Here is a 19799-nt window from a genome sequence, read left to right on the forward strand (position 1 = left end):
CCACTTTCTAAATTGATAAAATGAATGTTTTTTCTAAGCCATAGGAACTTCCATCAATAGTAATTTACTATCGCTGTCAGCATTAATTTTTAAATCATCCACTTCGCGGATGCCTATCGCATCCCTTCGGTCTAAGCTTTCATCGTTAATAGATAAATTACCTTCCAGCACAAAAGCGTACACTCCGTTTTTAGGATTATGCAGTTTATAATTCAACTCTTTCCCGGCATCCATTTCCGTAATACTGAACCACGCATCTTGGTTTATGGTTACGCCGTCATCATCTGGGTTAGGGGAAACGATTTGTTGGAATTTATTCTTGCGGTCTTCGAGTTTTAGACTAATTTGATCGTAAGCTGGGGTAATATTTCGTTTCTTGGGCATCAACCAAATTTGCAGCAACTTAACTTCCTTATCTTGGTTGGCGTTGTATTCGCTATGTACTACCCCTGTTCCGGCAGACATGGATTGTACATCGCCTTCTTTAATAACTTTTTTATTGCCCATACTGTCTTCGTGCTCTAAATCGCCAGATAACGGAATGGTGATAATTTCCATATTATCATGCGGATGCTTGCCGAAACCCATTCCAGGAGCAATAGTATCATCATTCAATACCCTTAAAACCCCAAAGTTCATGCGCTGTGGATCAAAATAATTGGCAAAACTAAAACTGTGATATGCATTGAGCCAACCATGATTGGCATGGCCTCTTGTATCTGATTTATAAAGCGTTGTTTTCATTTGTTTTTTCTTATTTTTAGTTCACTCTTTAGACGTATTAAAGGTAGTTTTCTTACATTAAACAATAGTTAAACTAAGCTCAATTTTAAGAATGAATTCTCTGAAATTAATAATGACCCAAAAGAAATACTTGGCCCCAGCCTGGGTATTTGCATCCCTAAATATTTTGTTTGGTACATGGGCCATTTACATTCCAGATATAAAATCAAAATTGCAAATAACGGAAGGCCAGTTAGGGATTGCGTTGTTTTTCTTCGCTTTGGGGACTTTATTGTTTATTCCCGTTGCGCCTATAATTATTAAAAAATTCGGATTGGGAAAAGCAACGATTTCTGCTATTTCCCTACATGCTTTTTCGTTTATTTTACCTTTTATAGCGCCTTCTTATTTTTTACTGGCTGGTGCACTTTTTATAGTAGGGGTAACCTCTGGCTTAACAGATATTGTCATGAACACGTTGGTTTCCGAAGTAGAAAAAGAAAACAAAGTCAATATTATGTCTGCTTCTCACGGTTTTTTTAGCCTAGGAGGCGTAATAGGTGCTGGTATTGGCAGTTTTTTAAAATTGTATTTTGAAATTCCTGCGCTTCATATGCTCTTTATAATTGGGGTTATATTTTTTACCAACATTTGGCTGTACAAGTGGTACCGGAATGTGGAAGGAACACCTTCCAGCACAGGAGGTCTCGATCTTAAATATTTATAACCCCTGTTTGGGTTGAGTGTTATAGGATTTTTAATTTTAGCAAGTGAAGGAGCCATTGCCGATTGGAGTAGTCTTTATTTAGAAACCGTGACTCTTACTTCTTCCACCATTTTAATGGGTTTGGGTTATACTATTTTTTCTGCTACTATGACTTTAGGAAGGTTTTTTGGAGATTCCGTAAGCAGTAAATACGGAGCTTTAAAAATTATTAATGTGGGAGTGGGAATAGCTATTTTTGGGTACGCTTTAATTTTAGTTGCAAACACATCTTTGGCTCTTGTAGGCTTTGGGTTTGTAGGATTAGGTTTCTCGGTAATTATTCCTGAACTATTTCGCCTGGCAGGAAAAGTGGATGGCGTAGAGCCGGCCAAAGGTATTTCGTTTATAGCGGGAATTAGCTATGTCGGTTTTCTTTCTGGGCCTGTAATTTTAGGTTTTCTAGCAGATTTATCCTCCTTGAGATTGAGTTTTATGGCACTTTTAATGGCGGCCATAACAGTATTTTTAACTACTTACTATTTAAGGAAAAAAAGGAATTAATTTTTAGAAGCGGTGACGCTGATATTCGTAAAATATAATTTAAAAACACCATTTTCATTTTGGTGCATGGTTGCTAATTTTAGTCCTTCAAAATTTTTATAATCTTCCCAGGTGGTCATCATACAATTAGAAGTGCTGTTATCTTCTCGGTAAACCCATTCTTTTACTTCATGGTCTTCATCGTAATAAAAATCGTATGCATCACCGGGAGTGTAACCTCCTTCGTTGCTGTAAGTAATTGTTAGTTTTTGCAGGGAATCTTTGCTTATAGGAGCCATAGCCATTGTGGGCTCTTCATATTCAAGACCAGTGTCCCAAACCAGTTTGTAAGGGGCTAACAACCAGTATACATCGTTTATAAAATTTTTATCAGCTACCAACTCTTCGTCACTTAATATTTGGTTTCTATCGTAGGTGATGGATTCCCCATCTTTAGTAGCCGTTACTTCATTTTTTTTTGGTTTCCAAACCCAGCTTCTTTCAAAATGCGTGGTATCCCTATCTACATTAAAGGTAAATTTTATGGCATCTACCTTGTTCCAATTCTCAAAGCCATTGGCGTAAGCAATCTCTTCCAAAGGATTGAGGTCTTTTTGCTTTTTCTCTTGTTTGTTACAGCTTAGTAATACCAGTGATAGAATTGCAAGTAGGCTTAAGTTTTTCATGTGAAAGCGGATTTTTTATAAAGGTAAAAATAATTTAAAACATTCGATGTTTTCAACTTTAAGGCTCTTATATTTTCGTTTAACGTGTCTTCTACGAAATCTCTTTGGTCAACTTCCGGCGAAGCCTACTTAAGCTTTCTGGTTTTATACCTAAGTAGTTGGCTATTTGATAGTTGGGTACACGTTGTTCTATATTGGGGTAAGTGGCTAAAAAATCGAGATACCGCTCGGCGCTATTTTTATCCAAAGCAGATAAAATGCGGTCCTGCATGGAAAGAAAGGCATTGGTAAGCTTAATCCGGAAAAATCGGTTAAACTTCGGCACTTTATTAAACAGGTTTTCCAAATCTTCTTTAGAAATTTTTAAAAGCTCTACATCTTCAACGCAATCTATATAAAGAGATGCTGGGATTTTATTGTAATAAGCCTTGAAGTCGCTTATCCACCAATCTTCAATGGCAAATTGGATAATGTGTTCGTCTCCTTGAGCATCTATTTCAAAAGCTTTTAAACATCCTTTTACTACAAAATATTGATCGTCTACACGGTCTCCAGGACTAATTAGAATGTCTTTTTTTTGGAGCTCTACTGGCTTTAAAAGGCTAAAAAAGTACGACTGCTCTTTTGAAGTTAATGAAATGTGTTCTGAGATATGTTTCTGAATCGATGCCCGCATACTTACAAAAATAGCAATAAGGACAATAGTAAAGTAGCGTTTAAAAGTAAATTAAGATTTTAAAAAATGCGTGTAAATAAAAAGCCTCTCGATATAAAAACGAGAGGCTTTTTCCCTAAACTAATACCTACTACTATGTAATGATTACTTTATATACGGTGCATTTTTACATTTGGATCACGCAAAAGTAATTTTTTTTAAAAATTTATGGTCTGCGCCCTGTTGCCAGTCTATAAAGTATACCTATAATGGCTAGAACCAGTAAGATATGTATTAAACTTCCAACAGCTTCTCCAAACCCAAAATAGCCAACTAACCATCCAATGATTAGAATTACTATAATTAACCAGATTAAATCTCTCATAATATTGTTTTTTGTTCACCGATGTTATCGGCGAGGTTGAATAGTAATCTTAAGATAGAAAAAAAGGCTTTCAGTTTCACTTGCATTAACAACTTTTAACTCAAAGCTTTAAAATATTTGTAAAAAGAAAAACCCTCGCTTAATAGCAAGGGTTCATTGAAATATATATAGACGCTTGGAGCGGTATTTTAAGTGGTTCTGTTTTATATATACGCCTGAAAATTGCATTCGGATTTTAGGTTGTGTGTTAAATAAAAGCAAAAAAAAGTAGGCGATGATGCCTACTTTTGAATTTAAAAATTTCAATTTTTTATTCCGGAGTGAGCTTTTTAACACGCTCTTCGTATTCGTTAATGGCTTCCCGAACCATGTCTACATTATCTGATGCTCTTTGGTGTGCATCTTCCATAACTTTTTCGAGTTTGGCATCTGGATGCTGAAAGAGATCTGTAATTACATGGTTAATCTTATCGATACTACTTTCCTGCGTATTTTTAATATCTTCCAGTTTTGAAAGAATTTTACGCATTCTATCCAATTTATTTTCACTCATAATTTTAATGTTTTAAAATTACCTTAATATACGGAATATTTTTCAAATCATTAATTATCAGTGTTTTTTAAGCTTTCTTTATAAGTTGGATAATCCGTATACCCTTTTGCTCCCGGAACATAAAAAGTATCCTCGTCCCACTCAGCTATCGGTGCGTTTAGAGCGAAGCGTTCTGGTAAATCTGGATTTGAAATAAATGGTTTTCCAAAAGAAACAAGATCGGCATTCTCTTCTTCAATGATACCGTTTCCCTTTTCTTGGTTAAAGTTGGTATTAATCATTAACGTTCCATTATATAATGGTCTGTAATGCAGTGCAATTTCACTTACCAAAAATGGTATATCAGTTACATCGGTAAATGGTTCCGATAAATGGAGGTATGCCAGGTTATAGTCGTTTAACTTTTCAACGATATAATCAAAAGTAGGAATGGTTTCTTTATCTGCTTCCATCCCAAAGACTCCATGTAATGAAGGGTTCAGGCGAACGCCAATGCGATTTTCAGGAAAAACCTGTTTCACTTCCTCTAAAACTTCAAAAAAGAACCTTGTTTTATTTACCACACTTCCACCGTAATCGTCTTTTCTTTTATTGGAGCTGTTATTAAAGAATTGATGGAATAAATATCCGTTGGAAGAATGTATTTCAACGCCATCAAAACCTGCTTCTTTGGCATTTACAGCCGCTTGTTTAAAATCGGCTATAGTTCTTTTAATGTCTTCTATAGTCATTTCTTTTGGTGTCACCGTTTCCTCAAAACCATCCGGTGTGTATACTTTTTCATTCGGATTGACAGCGCTTGGAGCCAATGGTAACCCGCCATCGTGAAAATAGGGGTGAGACATTCTTCCTACATGCCAGAGCTGGGCAAATATCTTTCCGTTTTCTTCATGTACGGCTTTGGTCACTTTTTTCCAACCTTCTACTTGTGCTTTGGAATGAATTCCTGGTGTGTTAATATATCCTACACCTTCTTTAGACACTTGAGTACCTTCAGTAATTATAAGTCCGGCTCCGGATCTTTGTCTATAATATTCTGCATGAAGATCGGTAGGTGCTTTCTCTGGATTATCCGCTCTAGAACGTGTCATAGGAGCCATAATCACTCGGTTTTGCAAGGTGATACTTCCTAAATTATAACTTTCTAATAAGGGTTGATTCGATTTCATAGTATTTTAATTTTTTTTGTTTTACTTACAACGTAAGGTTTAGCATGTTTCAAAAGTAATTTCGAAACGTAATTTTATATTCTAACCCTCATTTTGTATACAAATGAGTAGTTACTATCAAAGATAGTTATAGATAAAGTGCGATATAATTAACATAAGTTAATAAAACCATATAAATTGTTAACTTTGTAGTATATCCCGCATAAGCGGGACTTTTATTTTCGAATTTCATGCAAACGCCCAAAAAAATTGCGATTACCGGTAGCGGTCTCGTAGGAAGTTTATTAGCTATTTATTTAAGGAAAAAAGGACACCAGGTTGATGTGTTCGATAGGCGACCGGATATTAGGACTATGGAGTTTTCTGGTCGTTCCATCAATTTAGCAATGTCTACACGTGGCTGGAAGGCGTTGGAGAACATCGGGATGGCAGAGCCCATTAAGCAAATCGCCATTGCGATGGATAAAAGGGCAATTCATACCAAAGGGAAACCAATGTATTTTCAGCATTATGGCAACGAAGGGGAGGCTATTTATTCTATTTCCAGAGGGATATTGAATAAAAGGATGATCGACTTGGCCGAAGATGCGGGCGTAAATTTTATTTTCAATACAAAAGTTTGGGACGTTTCGCTTCCAGAAGCCATTTTATATACTGGGGAAACCGAAAAAGGGGAGTGGGAAGCGCATCAATACGACATGGTATTTGGAGCAGACGGTGCTTTTTCCCGTATTCGCCATAAAATGCAGCGACGCAGTATGTTTAACTACAGTCAGCATTTTTTAAATACAGGATATAAGGAATTGAGCATTCCTCCCAATGAAGACGGTACGCATAAACTCAACAAAAATTCATTACATATTTGGCCACGCGGCGAGTTCATGCTTATTGCTCTGCCCAATTTGGACGGAAGTTTTACCTGTACTCTTTTTATGCCTTTTGAAGGTGAAAATTCTTTTGAGAGTTTAAATACGGAAGCCAAGGTTGAAGAATTTTTTACCGCTCATTTTGAAAATGTGATGGAAGACATTCCCAACCTTATAAAAGATTTCTTTAAGAACCCCACCAGCTTTTTGGTAACTGTAAAATGTGAGCCTTGGACGTATTGGAATAAAGTTGCTTTAATTGGAGATGCCGCCCATGCGATTGTTCCGTTTTATGGCCAAGGGATGAATGCAGGTTTTGAAGATATTACTGTGTTAAGCGAGTTTATGGAAATGTATGGCGACGATTGGGAACGCATTTTTTCTGAATATGAAAAAAGCCGTAAGCCCAATGCAGATGCCATTGCCGAATTGAGCTATCGAAACTTTATGGAAATGAGTTCTAAAACAGCTGATGAAAACTTTTTACTTCGGAAGAAAATAGAAAAGCACTTTTCCAATAAATACCCTGACCGATGGGTTCCACTATACAGCCGTGTAACCTTTTCCAATAACCCTTACAAAGAAGCACTGGAAATTGGTGATTTTCAAAAAAAGATTATGGATGAGGTTATGGCTATGGAAAACATTCACGAGAAGTGGGATAGTGAAGAAGTAGAAAACAAAATCCTTGAAAAACTTTCCAAATAATCGGTAAATGTTTTTAGCTCCCGATTGTAAACTTTTAGCAATGATTTTCCAATACTAATTCCTGAATTCAATAGTGTTAAAAATAGTATTAAAACCGCAATTAAATGATGCTATTTTCCTTAACTTGGGGAGGAAACTGTATTTAATGCAGTAAATTGTCTAGCAACCATTAAATAAATTTAATAATGAATGTTTTAGTAATAGGTGCAACAGGTAGAACGGGCCGTCATGTGGTGAGGTTGGCACTTAATGAAGGGCACCATGTTACGGTTTTTGTGAGATCTCCAGAAAAACTATACCGCCCGCAAACAGGCGTTAAAATAGTTCGTGGCGATGCGTTGGATGCTACCGCAATACAAAACCTTATCTACCATAACAGTTACGACAGCTTGGTCTTAGTCGTTGGCGCAGATTCTCTAAAATGTTCTACAGTGCGGGGAGACATTACCAAAAATGTGGTAAAGTCCCTCGAGCAAAAAAATGCATCTACCCGTATTTGGGTGGTGAGTTCCGCAGGTACTAACGAAAGCATCAATCAACTAGGTTTTTTCAGTAAAACATTTGTAAATACTATTTTAAAGGGTCAAATACTCGATCATAAAAATCAAGAAAATATAGTTAGGGAAAGTTCTTTGCCTTTCACCATTGTTAGGCCTGTTGGGTTAAGGGATACCCCTCCAGATAGCGCGGAAAAATACATGATTCTAGAAAATGGAAGAGTTGCAACCACAAGCATTTCCCGGGTAAATGTAGCCGATTTTATCATTAAAAATTTAGACAATCCTGCCTATCTTCAGAAGGCCGTTACCCTTTGTGCGGTGAGCGATAAAGATTAATTTTTTACTGGTAACCAGAGGCTTGTAAGGAAAACAACTCGGCATACAAATCATTGTTTTTCATTAAAGCTTCATGAGTGCCAATTTCAAGAATTTTACCATCTTTTAAAACCAGAATTCTATCTGCCATGCGTACCGTAGAAAATCTATGGGAGATAATAATGCTGGTTTTTCCTTTAGTTAACCCGATAAAACGATCAAAAACTTCGTATTCTGCTTTCGCATCAAGGGCAGAGGTAGGTTCATCGAGAATTAATACATCGGCATCTTTCATATAAGCCCTTGCCAGCGCTATTTTTTGCCATTGCCCGCCAGATAATTCTTGACCTTTTTTAAACCGTTTTCCAAGTTGTTGCTCGTATCCATTTTTAAATTCGCTTACTACTTCGGAAGCTAAACTTTGATGCGCTGCTTTTTCAATGCGGCTTAAATTATCAATTTCGTCAATTTTACCCACGGCAATATTTTCCTTCAGAGTGAATTCATACTTAAAGAAATCCTGAAAAATAACCCCGAATACTTTTTGATATTCCTCCTTATTAAATTTTCTAATATCTATTCCGTCTAAATAAATAGTTCCCGAAGTAGGTTCGTAAAAACGAAGAAAAAGCTTTATCAACGTTGTTTTTCCAGCTCCGTTTTGCCCGACAAAGGCCATTTTTTCCCCTGCTTTTAACTGAAAGGAAATCTCTTTTAAAACAAAATCCCTGTTACCCGGATATTTAAAGGAAACGTTTTCCAGTACAAACCCTTCTTTAATCGTTTTCGGGATTGGTAGGTCTTTAGAATCGTCTTTTACAATTTCTAGATCTATAAAATCGAAATAATCTTTAAGGTAAAGTGCGCTTTGAGAGATTCGGGTAAAGCGGGAAAAGAATCCCTGAAGGCTATTACGCAATCGGTTAAAAGAGCCGCTTAAAAATGTAAGCTCCCCGATGGTAATAACACCTGTTAAAACCCTGTAAATAATTAAAATATAAGCGGCATAGTAAGAAAGGACTCCCAATAAATTGAATAGTGCCCCATAACTGCTCTTTTTTACAGCTAGTTTTTTGTTGAGTTGGTAGTATTCATCCGAAAGTAGTTTAAATCGATCTGCAACAAAATTTGTGAGTCCGAATAGCTTAATTTCTTTCGCCGTTTTGTCGTTTGCTCCAACATAACGCAGGTAATCGAGTTCGCGGCGTTCTGCCGTCCAACTTCGTGCCAGGGAATAACTTTCGGAACTAAATTTTAATTCATTTATAAAAGAAGGAACAATGCTAAGAACTAGGATGATAATTAGAATAGGCTCGAAATAAATGAGTCCGAAAATTAGGGATGCAATACTTATTAAACTTTGTACTTGCGTAAGAATGTTAGACATAAGATTAACCCTACTCGTGGTTTGTGTGCGGGCCCTTTCCAGTTTATCGTAAAACTCTGGATCTTCAAGCTGACTTATGCCGATTTCGTTGGTTTTTTTTATGATAGTGACGGAAGATTTATTGGCATATAAATCTCCGAGGAGACTATCGGTAAGGGTAATAACCCTGCTTATGAGATCGGAAATTAATGCGATAAAAAGCTCTAAAGCGATATATTTCCAAAGTAGAGAATAATCTTTGTTGGTAGCACTTATTTGAAAAATGATTTCATCTATAATAAGTTTTCCAACCCAAAGCAATGCTACAGGGGTAAATGCGTTGATTATTCTTGAGATGCTGTTTATTAAATACATAACCTTATGTGCTTTCCATATTTCTGTGGAAAAACGTGGAATGTATTTAAATGCCGCAAAGGAGTCTCGGATGGAAGTTTTTTTCTTCTTTTTGTCTTTTATGGAATTTAATCTTCTGGCCAATAGTGTGTAGGGGAATTAGTTATTATCCATTTCTCGTTTTCTCATGGGCATGGTATCGATAAGGGCATACACCTCTTCCGGCTGTACTAAAAATTCTTTTTTTAGTTTGATGCCACCATCTTTACCAATTAAAATTACTCCTTCAAAATCTTGTTTTAAGTGGAGTTGTTCCCAGAATTGTTCTGGTTTTTGGGATGTTTTTTGCTCACCCATATATGCTTTTTCTGGATCAATGGAAAAAATAAGCAAATCACGATCTTTATTTTCCTGGTCGTTTTTTAAGAACAATTGGGTTTGCTCTGCATTTTTCACCTCAATAGGATTATTGTATTTAACAACTACAATTCTATTCTTCCATTTTAAATCTGTTAGATCCATATTTTGAGATTTTGCGTGAAAACCAACCACAACTAGCATTAGGAATATTACAATAGTGTTTTTCATGGCTTTTTATCTTAATATACTACAATTATGGATATTATATTAATTATAGGAATAAAAAAAGCCCCGCGAATGCGAGGCTTGAATTAAAAATAAATATTATTAGATGGAAGCAAAAAGATCTTCCATTTTTTGTTTTTCTTCTTCCGCAAGGGCAGGGTCTACCAAGATTCTTCCACTGTGCTCGTCTGTAATAATTTTTTTACGTGAAGCAATCTCCATTTGTACCTGTGGAGGAATTGTAAAGAAAGAACCTCCAGAAGCGCCACGTTCAATAGCCACTACAGCCAAGCCGTTTTTAACGCTTTCGCGAATTCTTTTATAAGCAGAAAGAAGTCTAGGCTCGATAAGATCTTCGTAAGAAAGACTTTTGTCCATTAATGTTTTTTCTTCTTTTTCTGTTTCTTTAAGGATATCGTCAAGCTCTCCTTTTTTGTGTTTAAGGTGGTTTTCCCTTTCGGCCAAACGCTCTTTGGTTTGCGCTATAACTTCTTTTTTCTGTTCGATTTGAACTTTAAATTCTTTTATATGCTTTTCTGCCAATTCTATTTCCAACTCTTGGAATTCAATTTCTTTAGAAAGTGAGTTAAATTCCCTGTTGTTACGAACATTTTTTTGTTGCTCTGTATATTTCTTTATAGAATTTTTAGACTCCTCGATAAGGTTTTTCTTATTGGAAATCTCTTGCGTGATTTCATCAAGGTTCCCGTTGAGTTTATCCAAACGTGTTCTAAGACCTTCTACTTCATCTTCTAAATCTTCCACCTCTAAAGGTAGTTCACCACGCACATTTCTTATTTCATCTATTCGAGAATCTATAAGTTGCAAATCGTATAAGGTTCTTAATTTTTCTTCTACTGTTGCTTCTGTTTTCTTTGCCATATTTTTTATAAATACTTGACGGGATTTGTATTACAAACTGATAAAACGACTGCAAAATTAGTGAATTTTTTTGTAAGAAACTCAACTAAAAGATTTTTTGTGAATTGTTCTGTTTCATAATGGCCAATATCAGCTATAATCATCTTGTTTTCAGCTTTATAAAAGTCGTGATACTTTACATCCCCCGTTATATAAACATCGGCTCCAGAAGCTATTGCATTTGGAATGGCAAACGCCCCACTACCGCCGAGCACTGCCACTTTTTTCACTTTTTTATCAATTAATTTTGAGTGTCTTACGCATCCGGTTTGCATTCGTTCTTTTACGAATTTAAGAAAATCCAGCGGATTTTGAGCAGTTTCCAGCTCTCCAATCATCCCAATTCCAATATGTTGATTGGTATTTTCCAGGGTGGTTATTTCATAAGCAACTTCTTCGTAGGGATGCGCCGCAAATAGGGTATTTAAAATTTTTCCTTCCAGATGTCTAGCAAATGTAATTCCTATTTGGGTTTCTTCTTCAAAATGCGTAACCCCTTTTTCTCCAATTACAGGATTGGAGTCTTCATTACCTTTAAAACTTCCTTTACCCTGAACATTAAAGCTGCAATGGTCGTAATTTCCTATCGACCCTCCGCCTACTTCAAAAAGTGCATTCCGCACTTTATCGGCATCTTGGGTTGGTACAAATGTGAGCAGTTTTTTAATGGTATTTTTCTGCGGAATCAATATTTGTCTGTTTTGAAGTTCGAGAACCTCACAAATTTTGTCATTTACCCCTACAATACTGTTATCTAAAGCGGTATGGGTAGCGTAAATGGCAATATTGTTTTTAATGGCTTTTAAAACAACGCGTTCTACATAGTTTTTGCCCGTAATTTTTTTTAAACCGCCAAAAATGATGGGATGGAAGCTTACAATTAGGTTGCAGTTTTTTTTAATGGCTTCTTCAACCACTTCTTCTAAGGTATCCAAACAAACTAAAACACCAGTAGCTTCTAGATTTTTGTCCCCAACCAATAAACCAACATTGTCAAAATCTTCCGCATAATTTAAAGGGGCTATTTCCTCAATGGCATTAATTACTTCTTGAATAAGCATACGATCATTTTTTTTCAAAGATAAAATATTCTAATTTCGCCTTTATGCGAAGATGGAGAAAATTGCTCTTACCACTTTCTTGGATATATGGAGTGGTTATATTTATAAGGAACTACTTGTTTGATATTCAATTTTTCAAATCTGTAAGTTACGATTTTCCGGTTATTTGTATTGGGAACTTGAGTGTAGGCGGTACTGGTAAGACCCCTATGACAGAATATATTGCGCAATTACTGTCCTCTCACCATAACACAGCAATTTTAAGCCGTGGATACAAGCGGGTCACGAGCGGATTTATCTTGTCAGATGAAAATGCTTCTGCTGAAAGTATTGGCGATGAGCCATTTCAATATCATAAAAAATTAAAAGAAGTACATGTGGCGGTAGATGAAGATCGTAGACATGGAATCTCTTCTTTAAAACAAATGGTACATCCGGAGGTTGTGATTTTGGATGATGCTTTTCAGCATCGAAAAGTCAAGGCTGGATTAAATATACTGCTAACCATGTACAACGATTTGTATGTGAACGATCTTTTGTTGCCAGCAGGGAATTTACGGGATTTAAAATCGCAAGCGAAGCGGGCCGAAATAATTGTAGTCACGAAATGTCCACCAAAATTGTCGGTACAGGAAAGAGATGAGATTATCGAGAGATTGAATCCGTGTTCGCATCAAAAAGTATTCTTTGCCACCATTGTCTATAAGGAGCACGCCTATGCCAATTCAGAAAAGTTTTCATTGCAAAACCTTCAAGGGAGATCTATTACGGTGGTTACTGGAATAGCGCATCCGGAGCCTTTTTTAAATTATTTAGAAAGTATCGGACTTCAGTTTGATCATAAGCAGTATGCCGACCATCATAATTTTTCACCTTCAGAAATAGAAGAACTAAAACAAAAGGAGCTTATTTTAACTACGGAAAAGGACTACGTAAGATTGGAAAATAAACTGAATAATGTTTTTTACCTTCCTATTGAGGTTTCTTTTATTTCTGAAGAAGATACTTTTAAAACGGAAGTTTTAAACTTTGCTGCCTGTTCTTGAAATGGCATTTCCGATTATTTTGTAGAAAAGGTCTGGTTTAAACGGCTTGGTAATAATATCGTTGCAACCCGAGCTAAAGAAATCGTCTGTGCTTTCATCGAGCGTTAGTGCGGTTAAAGCAATTATTGGAATGGTGGTGTTAAAAGTTCTTATTTCTTCGGTAGCTTTCAAACCACTGATGCCGGGCATGTGGATATCCATTAAAATAAGGTCGTAATTATTCTGTTTGGCAAGCTCTATTGCCTCATACCCGTTATCTGCCACATCGCAATTCACTCCTTTCTTTGCCAGCATTTTTTTGGTGATCACTTGGTTTATCTTATTGTCTTCAACAACTAAAAAGTAGAGATCCTTTAAAACGGCTTCTTCCAATTCTTCTTCCTCTTCTTGTTCTATTTCGGCTGGATCTGGCGCCTTAAATTCCAAATCGAAAAAGAAAGAACTTCCCATGCCGATTTCACTTTTAACCTGGATATCACTATTAAATAAACTCAACAGGCTTTTTACAATCGTAAGGCCTAAACCGGTACCGCCATATTTTCGGTTGATTTGGATAGACCCTTGGGAGAAACTTTCGAATATATTTTTTTGCATATCTTCAGAAATTCCAATCCCTTCATCATTAACTTCAAAATGAATCTTATAGGTATCTTCCGTAGCGCTTAATAGTTTAGTATGCACAATAACCTTTCCGTTTTCTGTAAATTTCAAGGCATTTCCTACTAAATTGATAAGGATTTGAGATAGTTTTAAAGGGTCCCCAACCAGTTTTTTAGGGGTGTTTTTATCAATGTCGAGAATAATGGTATTTTTGTTTTCTTTGGCTGTTTGCTTTAAAGAATACACCACATCCTCCAAGGTTTTTTGAAGGTCGAAAATTAAGTTTTCTGCAATGAGTTTATTGGCGTCTATTTTGTTTATTTGAAGGATGTCGTTAATAAAATCCAACAAGTATTCTCCAGAGAACTTAAGGGATTTTAAGTGTTCTTTCTGGCTCTCCTTTGGGTCTTCCTCGAGAAGTAAATGGGTTAAGCCAGTAACGGCGTAGAGCGGTGTTCTAAGTTCGTGGCTTACTGTAGAAAGGAACTGCCCTTTGGCACGCATGGCCTTTTCCGCCTTATCCTTGGCCGTTTGTAATTCCCTATTCTTTTTAAGTAATAAATCGTTGGTTTTAAATTTAATTTGATTGTTGCGGTAAAGGGAAATAGTTAGTAGTGAAATGATAATTAATAAGGCAGAACTAAGCACAGAAGTAAGTTTGGAAATATTTACCTTTTGCTGTTGTTCAATCTCATCTTGACTCATCCTGGCGATTACATCATTTAAAAACTGTGCTTCGTTGGTATAGGCAGCCTCATTTTGAGCCCTTAAAATCTCTGGGTTAAAATATTTTAATTTTATGCTGTCTGCCTTTTTGTAATACAACAGTGCCGCATGGAAATCTTTACTTTCGCTGGCTATTTCATACTTCAATAAATTGGTGCCCAACAATATTTCTGGAAATTTGTTTCGGGCAGCCATACGCATTACATTATCCAATAGTATTTTGGCACTTTCGTAATTGTTCCCGTCAATATAGATGTTCGCCAATTGAAGTTGCGTGGCTGCAGAAAGGAATTGTTGTTCGTATTTATGTTCTGGAGGGATCATTTTTTGAAAAATGGACTTCGCTTTGGCGCTTTTGCCCAATTCGAAATAGGTAAGTCCTTGGTAGTATAAAATAGTGTTCAATAGACTTTTATCTTTATAGTCTACGGCTTCAAAAGCCTCATTTATATATCCTTCGGCAATGCTGTTTCTTTTATTTTTGGCGCTTATATACGCTTGTAGAATGGCTGTTAGTGCCTTGCCGTTGTTGTATTTATAAAGACTTAAAACTTCCCTGGCTTCATGAAGGTATATCTCTGGATTTACAGGTTTTTTATACTGAATGTTAAGCCGCGCAGAAAGGTTGTAGAAGTCTACAATAGATTCATAAGCATTTATAGAGCTCGCAATTTTTAAACCTTTCTCGATTTCGGAAAGTGCCAACTCATAATTTCCGTTATTTTTATTTTTGTAAATCTTTTTGGTAATAGACTCTATACTGTCCCTATAGGCCGTGTTTTGTTGGGCCCCTATGGAGATAGGGCACAAGGTTAAGAAGATTATGAGGACAACAAAACGCATAATTATATTAATGCTATGTTGTAAATATAATTAATTCTATTTAATAAGATGAATTAAATCGACAATACGGCTACTATATCCATATTCATTGTCGTACCAACCGATTATTTTTACCATTTTCCCGATTACCGAGGTCATTTGGGCATCGAAAGTGCAGGAATATGGATTATTAATTATATCTACTGAAACAATAGGATCTTCCGTATATGATAAAATATTTTTTAAGGAGCCTTGAGAAGCATTTTTAAAAGCCTCGTTCACTTCAGCAATGGAAGTTTCTTTTTTTACGTTGAAAGTAATATCGGTAAGGGAGCCATCTGGTACTGGAACCCTAATGCCACAACCTCCAATAACATCACTAAGTTCTGGGAATACGCTTGTTAATGCCTTGGCTGCACCGGTTGTAGTAGGCACAATGGATTGACTGGCAGCACGAGCTCTTCTTAAATCCCTGTGGGGCTGGTCGTGCAAACTTTGGTCGGAAGTATACGAATGGACGGTAGTGATATAAGCTTGTTCAATTCCGCAAAGTTCTTTTATTACCTTTATCATCGGCGCCGCATTATTGGTAGTGCAGGAGGCATTGGAGATAATGTTTTCTGAACCGTCCAAGATATGTTCGTTAACGCCCAAAACCACCATTTTAATGGAGTCATCTTCGGCGGGAACGGATAGAATTACTTTTTTGGCACCGCCTAAAAGATGGTGCTGCAACTGTTCCCTCGTCTTAAACTTTCCTGTAGCTTCAATAACAATGTCTACATTGAACTTTTTCCAACTGATGGAATTTAGTGAACTGCAATTTATTAATGGAAATTTCTTGTCCTCAACAATAATATGATCCCGATCGTATGTTACGGTCTTTGGCAATACCCCATGAATACTATCGTATTTTAAGAGGTGACTTAACGTTTTTGTATCTGCCAAATCATTGATGGCTACAACTTCAATTTCGGGATGATCGAGAAGGAGTCTAAAAACAGTACGACCTATTCTTCCGAAGCCATTGATGGCAATGCTGGTTTTTTTCAAAATAAGTATAGTAAAAGAAGCTCGCTATTAATTTTTGCACGTTGAAAATACAATGTTTGGGGAAGCTTCAAATTCTTTATTCAATATGTTTATGGGCTTTGTAAGATGAGCGTACCAAAGCACCGCTTTCTACATGTCTAAAACCAAGATCAAGACCAATTTCTTCATATTTTTTAAATTGATCTGGGGTAATAAACTGTTTTACCGGTAGATGTTTTTTAGAAGGTTGTAGGTATTGACCGATAGTTATCACATCCACTTCTGCTTTTCTAAGGTCGTGCAGGGTTTCAATAACTTCTTCTTCCTTTTCGCCTAAACCAAGCATGATTCCAGATTTCGTTCTTTTAATTCCTTGGTTTTTTAAATATTGTAAAACAGCTAAACTACGGTCGTATTTAGCTTGAATCCTCACTTCCCGCGTTAATCTTTTTACTGTTTCCATATTGTGGGAAACTACTTCTGGAGCCACTTCCACAATACGGTCTAAATTGCGTTCTACTCCTTGAAAATCGGGAATAAGGGTTTCGAGTGTCGTTTCTGGATTCATTCTGCGGATGGACTTTACAGTTTCCGCCCAAATAATGGATCCCATATCCTTAAGATCGTCCCTGTCTACGGAAGTAATAACGGCATGTTTAATGCTCATTATTTTAATGGAACGTGCTACCTTTTCTGGTTCTTCCCAATCTACAGTCTCGGGTCTTCCCGTTTTTACACCGCAAAAACCACAAGATCGGGTACATACATTTCCTAAAATCATAAACGTAGCGGTCCCTTCACCCCAGCATTCCCCCATATTCGGGCAACTACCAGAGGTGCAAATAGTGTGTAGATTGTATTTATCTACCAATCCTCTTAATTCGGTATATTTTTTTCCGGTCGGCAGTTTTACTCTAAGCCATTTTGGCTTTCCTTTTTTAGGAGGAGCAATGCTGCCGGCAGTATCTATACTCATATCAAAATTTTAGAATACAAAGATACAAAGTTATGTCTGAAAAATAAGTTAAACGCACGGAAGTAATTTGTGGTAAGTTAAATGCTGCCGGTTAAAGAATGGTGGAAATATACCAAATGGAAAAACCGATTAAAAAAGCAATACCTGCCCAGCTTAAAAGATGCATTTTTAAACTTGGCCGCCATTTTTCTGGCATATGCTTAGAGGCAACCAATTTGTAGTTTATGATGGCATAAAACGGAGCGGTGAGGAAAGATAGGATGGTGGCAATGTCTATAAGCAATTTCATTTCAGATAATAAAAAGAGCAGAATACAAACAGTACCAGCCGCTAAGATAAATATCCAAAGGGTAAAAGCGTGTTTAAATTCTCTTTTGAAAATAATATTGGAACATTTGGCCATGGCCCTGGGGCTGGCGTCCAAAGTGGTTAGAGTGGTGCTGAGCATAGCGGTAAAGGCAGCTATTGCAACAATGTAGTAGGTATAACTCCCCAAAGTTTCGGTGTACATATTGATAAACTGAAAAGCAAATTGGGTCGCGCTGTTGTTAAAACTTTCATCTGATTGATGCATGACGAACGCTCCCAAACTTAAAAAGAAAATACCTAGAACTACGGTGCTGAGATAACCAATATTAAAATCGGTAATAGAGCGTTTTGTTTTGTAGGATTTTTGAACTTTCTTTTTTTCCAGGGCCCATAAGGAATGCCAAACGGAAATATCGAGCGGTGCTGGCATCCAGCCCATAAATGCAATGATAAAAGCAATGCCGGCAACGTCCGTAGGGACTGTTTGTTTAAGATCTAAATGCTCTGTTGTTGCTGAAAATGCCATGGTAATTGCAATTACGGTGCAAATGGTAAGTGTGCATATGATTACTTTCATTAAACGATCCAAGAGCTTATACTTGCCAATAATTAGCACGAGCATACAAACCACGGTAATTATGATGCTCCAAGTGATAGGATTTGGGGTGATGCCAAAAAGGTTGGAGGCCAAACCAGCGGTAACAATGGTAACAGCGGTCTGTATGGTAAACATGGTAGCAAAATTCAGAATAAAATAAGTAAATAATACGCCTTTCCCCAGTTTTTTATAACCATCGAGCAAACTTTCGCCTGTAGCCATGGCATAGCGAGGAGCATATTGAAAAAAAGGATATTTAAAAAGGTGAGCTAAAAGAAGTGCCCAAAGGAGTCCGAAACCATAATCGGCACCTGCCCTGGTCGACTGAACTAAATGGGATACACCAATGGCCGCTCCCGCAAATAAAAGTCCGGGACCTAATTTTTTAAGAAAGTTTCTCACTTCTAAGTTGGGTTGTTGTTGGTTATTTAGGAAGTGAAAATAAGAAAATTATTATTTCTTTTTTTGGTGAATAATTTCGGCCAACAACTTTTTTGCCCTTAAGAGTTTAACCTTAACATTGTTTAAAGGCTCGTTAAGTTCTTTCGCTATTTCTGCATAGGACAATTCTTGAAAATACCTAAGGTTGATAACTTCTTGGTAGTGTGGCTTCAGCTTTTTTATATGTTGTAAAAGGCTGGCCAAGTTTTGTTCAGTAATTAAATTGTCTTCCGCAGAAGGTGTGCTGTCGGCTACATTATAGATGTTGCTATCTTCTTGCTGTAGGGTTTTATGGCTAACTTCCGATTGTTTCTTTCGGATGAGATCGATATGGATGTTTTTGGAAATGGTAATAAGCCATGTCTTAAACTCATATTCATCATTATAAGATTCTATCTTATCAAAAGCCCTGGAAAACGTTCTTATGGTAATATCTTCAGCTTCGTTTTCGTTTCTTGTTCGCAAAAGTTGAAAACTATATACATCAATCCAAAAATTATTCAGTAGGAAACTAAAGGACTTTTGGTCACCTTTTTTGGCGAGGTGTATATGTTCTTTGATGTCTTGTGCGGTTACTTGCAATACAGGTAGATTTTCATTCTATATAAAAATAGGAAATTAACGGCCGTAGAAATAAAAAATATAGATTTATTCTGGAAGTACCCAAGAAATTACTTCAGTGTAAATGTATTAATTGTGTTGAGGTTCTGCTTTGCAATCTTGTTCATCTGGCATTTTTCCACAAAAGCTGCACGCTTCGCCCTCTTTGTTTAAAAAGGGGGATTGACTGGCACATGTTCCGGCAAATTTACCGTCTTTCTTTCCCCAAATTTTAATAGCAATTCCAGCAAAAGCCAATCCTAATAATACAATGCTAATTAATATAAGTTTCATTTTTAATATTCTTTGTATCAAGTTAGACGTAAAAGGTTGTAATACATTTCAAAGCAACCTTTTTTGGTCGGTGCAAAGTTACAAAAAACATCTTTCTTAATGTATAAAGTATAGTTAATTACCTTGCTGCCAATAAAACGTAAAGTACATGCTATTTTATTTAGCTCTAAGCTCTATAGCTACTCCATCAAATAGAAGGCGATGGTTTTTTGAGTTTGAGTTGATTCGGGAAATATCTCTCAAGTGATTACGGTTTCTCCAT

Annotated in this window: 21 protein-coding genes; 5 read left to right on the forward strand and 16 right to left on the reverse strand. The window is 36.5% G+C overall.

Annotated elements, in window-relative coordinates:
• Nucleotides 1-33: 33 nt before the first annotated feature.
• Nucleotides 34-744, reverse strand: a complete 711-nt coding sequence (locus HX109_RS09045; protein WP_178951265.1) for a pirin family protein — start codon at nt 742-744, stop codon at nt 34-36.
• Between the two features lie 112 nt (nt 745-856).
• On the opposite strand from HX109_RS09045, the gene HX109_RS16235 reads away from it, so the two are divergent.
• Both HX109_RS16235 and HX109_RS16240 read left to right on the forward strand, forming a co-directional pair.
• The gene (locus HX109_RS16235) at nt 857-1450 is read left to right on the forward strand and encodes an MFS transporter (protein WP_220399455.1); all 594 of its coding nucleotides are present in this window, start codon (nt 857-859) and stop codon (nt 1448-1450) included.
• 12 nt (nt 1451-1462) lie between these two features.
• Nucleotides 1463-1990 carry an MFS transporter gene (locus HX109_RS16240; RefSeq protein ID WP_220399456.1) on the forward strand — a complete coding sequence of 176 codons (528 nt, stop codon included), beginning with the start codon at nt 1463-1465 and terminating at the stop codon, nt 1988-1990.
• On the opposite strand, the gene HX109_RS09055 is transcribed toward HX109_RS16240, so the two are convergent.
• The 5 genes from HX109_RS09055 to HX109_RS09075 form a co-directional block, all read right to left on the reverse strand.
• Nucleotides 1987-2655, reverse strand: coding sequence for a hypothetical protein (locus HX109_RS09055; RefSeq protein WP_178951267.1), 669 nt, complete (start codon nt 2653-2655; stop codon nt 1987-1989). The two genes, HX109_RS16240 and HX109_RS09055, sit on opposite strands and share 4 nt — an antisense overlap.
• A 91-nt stretch (nt 2656-2746) precedes the next feature.
• The gene (locus tag HX109_RS09060) at nt 2747-3331 is read right to left on the reverse strand and encodes a Crp/Fnr family transcriptional regulator (protein ID WP_178951269.1); all 585 of its coding nucleotides are present in this window, start codon (nt 3329-3331) and stop codon (nt 2747-2749) included.
• 205 nt (nt 3332-3536) lie between these two features.
• Nucleotides 3537-3695, reverse strand: coding sequence for a lmo0937 family membrane protein (locus tag HX109_RS09065; RefSeq protein ID WP_178951271.1), 159 nt, complete (start codon nt 3693-3695; stop codon nt 3537-3539).
• A 310-nt stretch (nt 3696-4005) separates the two neighbouring features.
• Nucleotides 4006-4248, reverse strand: a complete 243-nt coding sequence (locus HX109_RS09070; RefSeq protein ID WP_178951273.1) for a hypothetical protein — start codon at nt 4246-4248, stop codon at nt 4006-4008.
• 50 nt (nt 4249-4298) lie between these two features.
• Nucleotides 4299-5417: an alkene reductase gene (locus HX109_RS09075; RefSeq protein ID WP_178951275.1), complete on the reverse strand. Its 1119-nt coding sequence runs from the start codon at nt 5415-5417 to the stop codon at nt 4299-4301.
• 230 nt (nt 5418-5647) lie between these two features.
• Here HX109_RS09075 and HX109_RS09080 point away from each other — a divergent pair, with 230 nt between their 5' ends.
• Together HX109_RS09080 and HX109_RS09085 are read left to right on the forward strand one after the other, a co-directional pair.
• Nucleotides 5648-6991, forward strand: a complete 1344-nt coding sequence (locus HX109_RS09080) for an FAD-dependent oxidoreductase (protein WP_178951277.1) — start codon at nt 5648-5650, stop codon at nt 6989-6991.
• A gap of 185 nt (nt 6992-7176) precedes the next feature.
• Entirely contained in the window at nt 7177-7827 is a 651-nt protein-coding gene (locus tag HX109_RS09085) for an NAD(P)-dependent oxidoreductase (protein ID WP_178951278.1), read from the forward strand.
• Nucleotides 7828-7831: 4 nt separating this feature from the next.
• Here HX109_RS09085 and HX109_RS09090 read toward each other — a convergent pair whose 3' ends face one another.
• The 4 genes from HX109_RS09090 to HX109_RS09105 form a co-directional block, all read right to left on the reverse strand.
• Nucleotides 7832-9670 carry an ABC transporter ATP-binding protein gene (locus HX109_RS09090; RefSeq protein WP_178951280.1) on the reverse strand — a complete coding sequence of 613 codons (1839 nt, stop codon included), beginning with the start codon at nt 9668-9670 and terminating at the stop codon, nt 7832-7834.
• A gap of 15 nt (nt 9671-9685) precedes the next feature.
• A complete protein-coding gene (locus HX109_RS09095) occupies nt 9686-10114 on the reverse strand; it encodes a DUF4174 domain-containing protein (RefSeq protein WP_178951282.1) in 429 nt (142 codons plus the stop codon).
• 99 nt (nt 10115-10213) lie between these two features.
• Nucleotides 10214-10993 carry a zinc ribbon domain-containing protein gene (locus tag HX109_RS09100; protein WP_178951284.1) on the reverse strand — a complete coding sequence of 260 codons (780 nt, stop codon included), beginning with the start codon at nt 10991-10993 and terminating at the stop codon, nt 10214-10216.
• Nucleotides 10994-10998: 5 nt separating this feature from the next.
• Nucleotides 10999-12093 carry a Nif3-like dinuclear metal center hexameric protein gene (locus HX109_RS09105; RefSeq protein ID WP_178951286.1) on the reverse strand — a complete coding sequence of 365 codons (1095 nt, stop codon included), beginning with the start codon at nt 12091-12093 and terminating at the stop codon, nt 10999-11001.
• A 44-nt stretch (nt 12094-12137) separates the two neighbouring features.
• Here HX109_RS09105 and lpxK point away from each other — a divergent pair, with 44 nt between their 5' ends.
• Complete coding sequence (lpxK, locus tag HX109_RS09110) at nt 12138-13139, forward strand: tetraacyldisaccharide 4'-kinase (RefSeq protein WP_178951288.1); 1002 nt, start codon at nt 12138-12140, stop codon at nt 13137-13139.
• Here lpxK and HX109_RS09115 read toward each other — a convergent pair.
• The 6 genes from HX109_RS09115 to HX109_RS09140 all read right to left on the reverse strand — a co-directional run bounded on the left by HX109_RS09115 (nt 13116) and on the right by HX109_RS09140 (nt 19537).
• Complete coding sequence (locus tag HX109_RS09115; protein WP_178951290.1) at nt 13116-15308, reverse strand: response regulator; 2193 nt, start codon at nt 15306-15308, stop codon at nt 13116-13118. The two genes, lpxK and HX109_RS09115, sit on opposite strands and share 24 nt — an antisense overlap.
• A gap of 36 nt (nt 15309-15344) precedes the next feature.
• Nucleotides 15345-16340, reverse strand: a complete 996-nt coding sequence (gap, locus tag HX109_RS09120; protein ID WP_178951292.1) for a type I glyceraldehyde-3-phosphate dehydrogenase — start codon at nt 16338-16340, stop codon at nt 15345-15347.
• Between the two features lie 76 nt (nt 16341-16416).
• A complete protein-coding gene (gene lipA, locus HX109_RS09125) occupies nt 16417-17295 on the reverse strand; it encodes a lipoyl synthase (protein ID WP_178951294.1) in 879 nt (292 codons plus the stop codon).
• Nucleotides 17296-17386: 91 nt separating this feature from the next.
• Complete coding sequence (locus HX109_RS09130; protein ID WP_178951296.1) at nt 17387-18604, reverse strand: Nramp family divalent metal transporter; 1218 nt, start codon at nt 18602-18604, stop codon at nt 17387-17389.
• Nucleotides 18605-18655: 51 nt separating this feature from the next.
• Nucleotides 18656-19225, reverse strand: a complete 570-nt coding sequence (locus HX109_RS09135; RefSeq protein ID WP_178951298.1) for an RNA polymerase sigma factor — start codon at nt 19223-19225, stop codon at nt 18656-18658.
• Nucleotides 19226-19333: 108 nt separating this feature from the next.
• Entirely contained in the window at nt 19334-19537 is a 204-nt protein-coding gene (locus HX109_RS09140; protein ID WP_178951300.1) for a membrane or secreted protein, read from the reverse strand.
• Nucleotides 19538-19799 lie beyond the last annotated feature (262 nt).

The sequence above is a fragment of the Galbibacter sp. BG1 genome, from assembly GCF_013391805.1.
GTDB lineage: Bacteria > Bacteroidota > Bacteroidia > Flavobacteriales > Flavobacteriaceae > Galbibacter.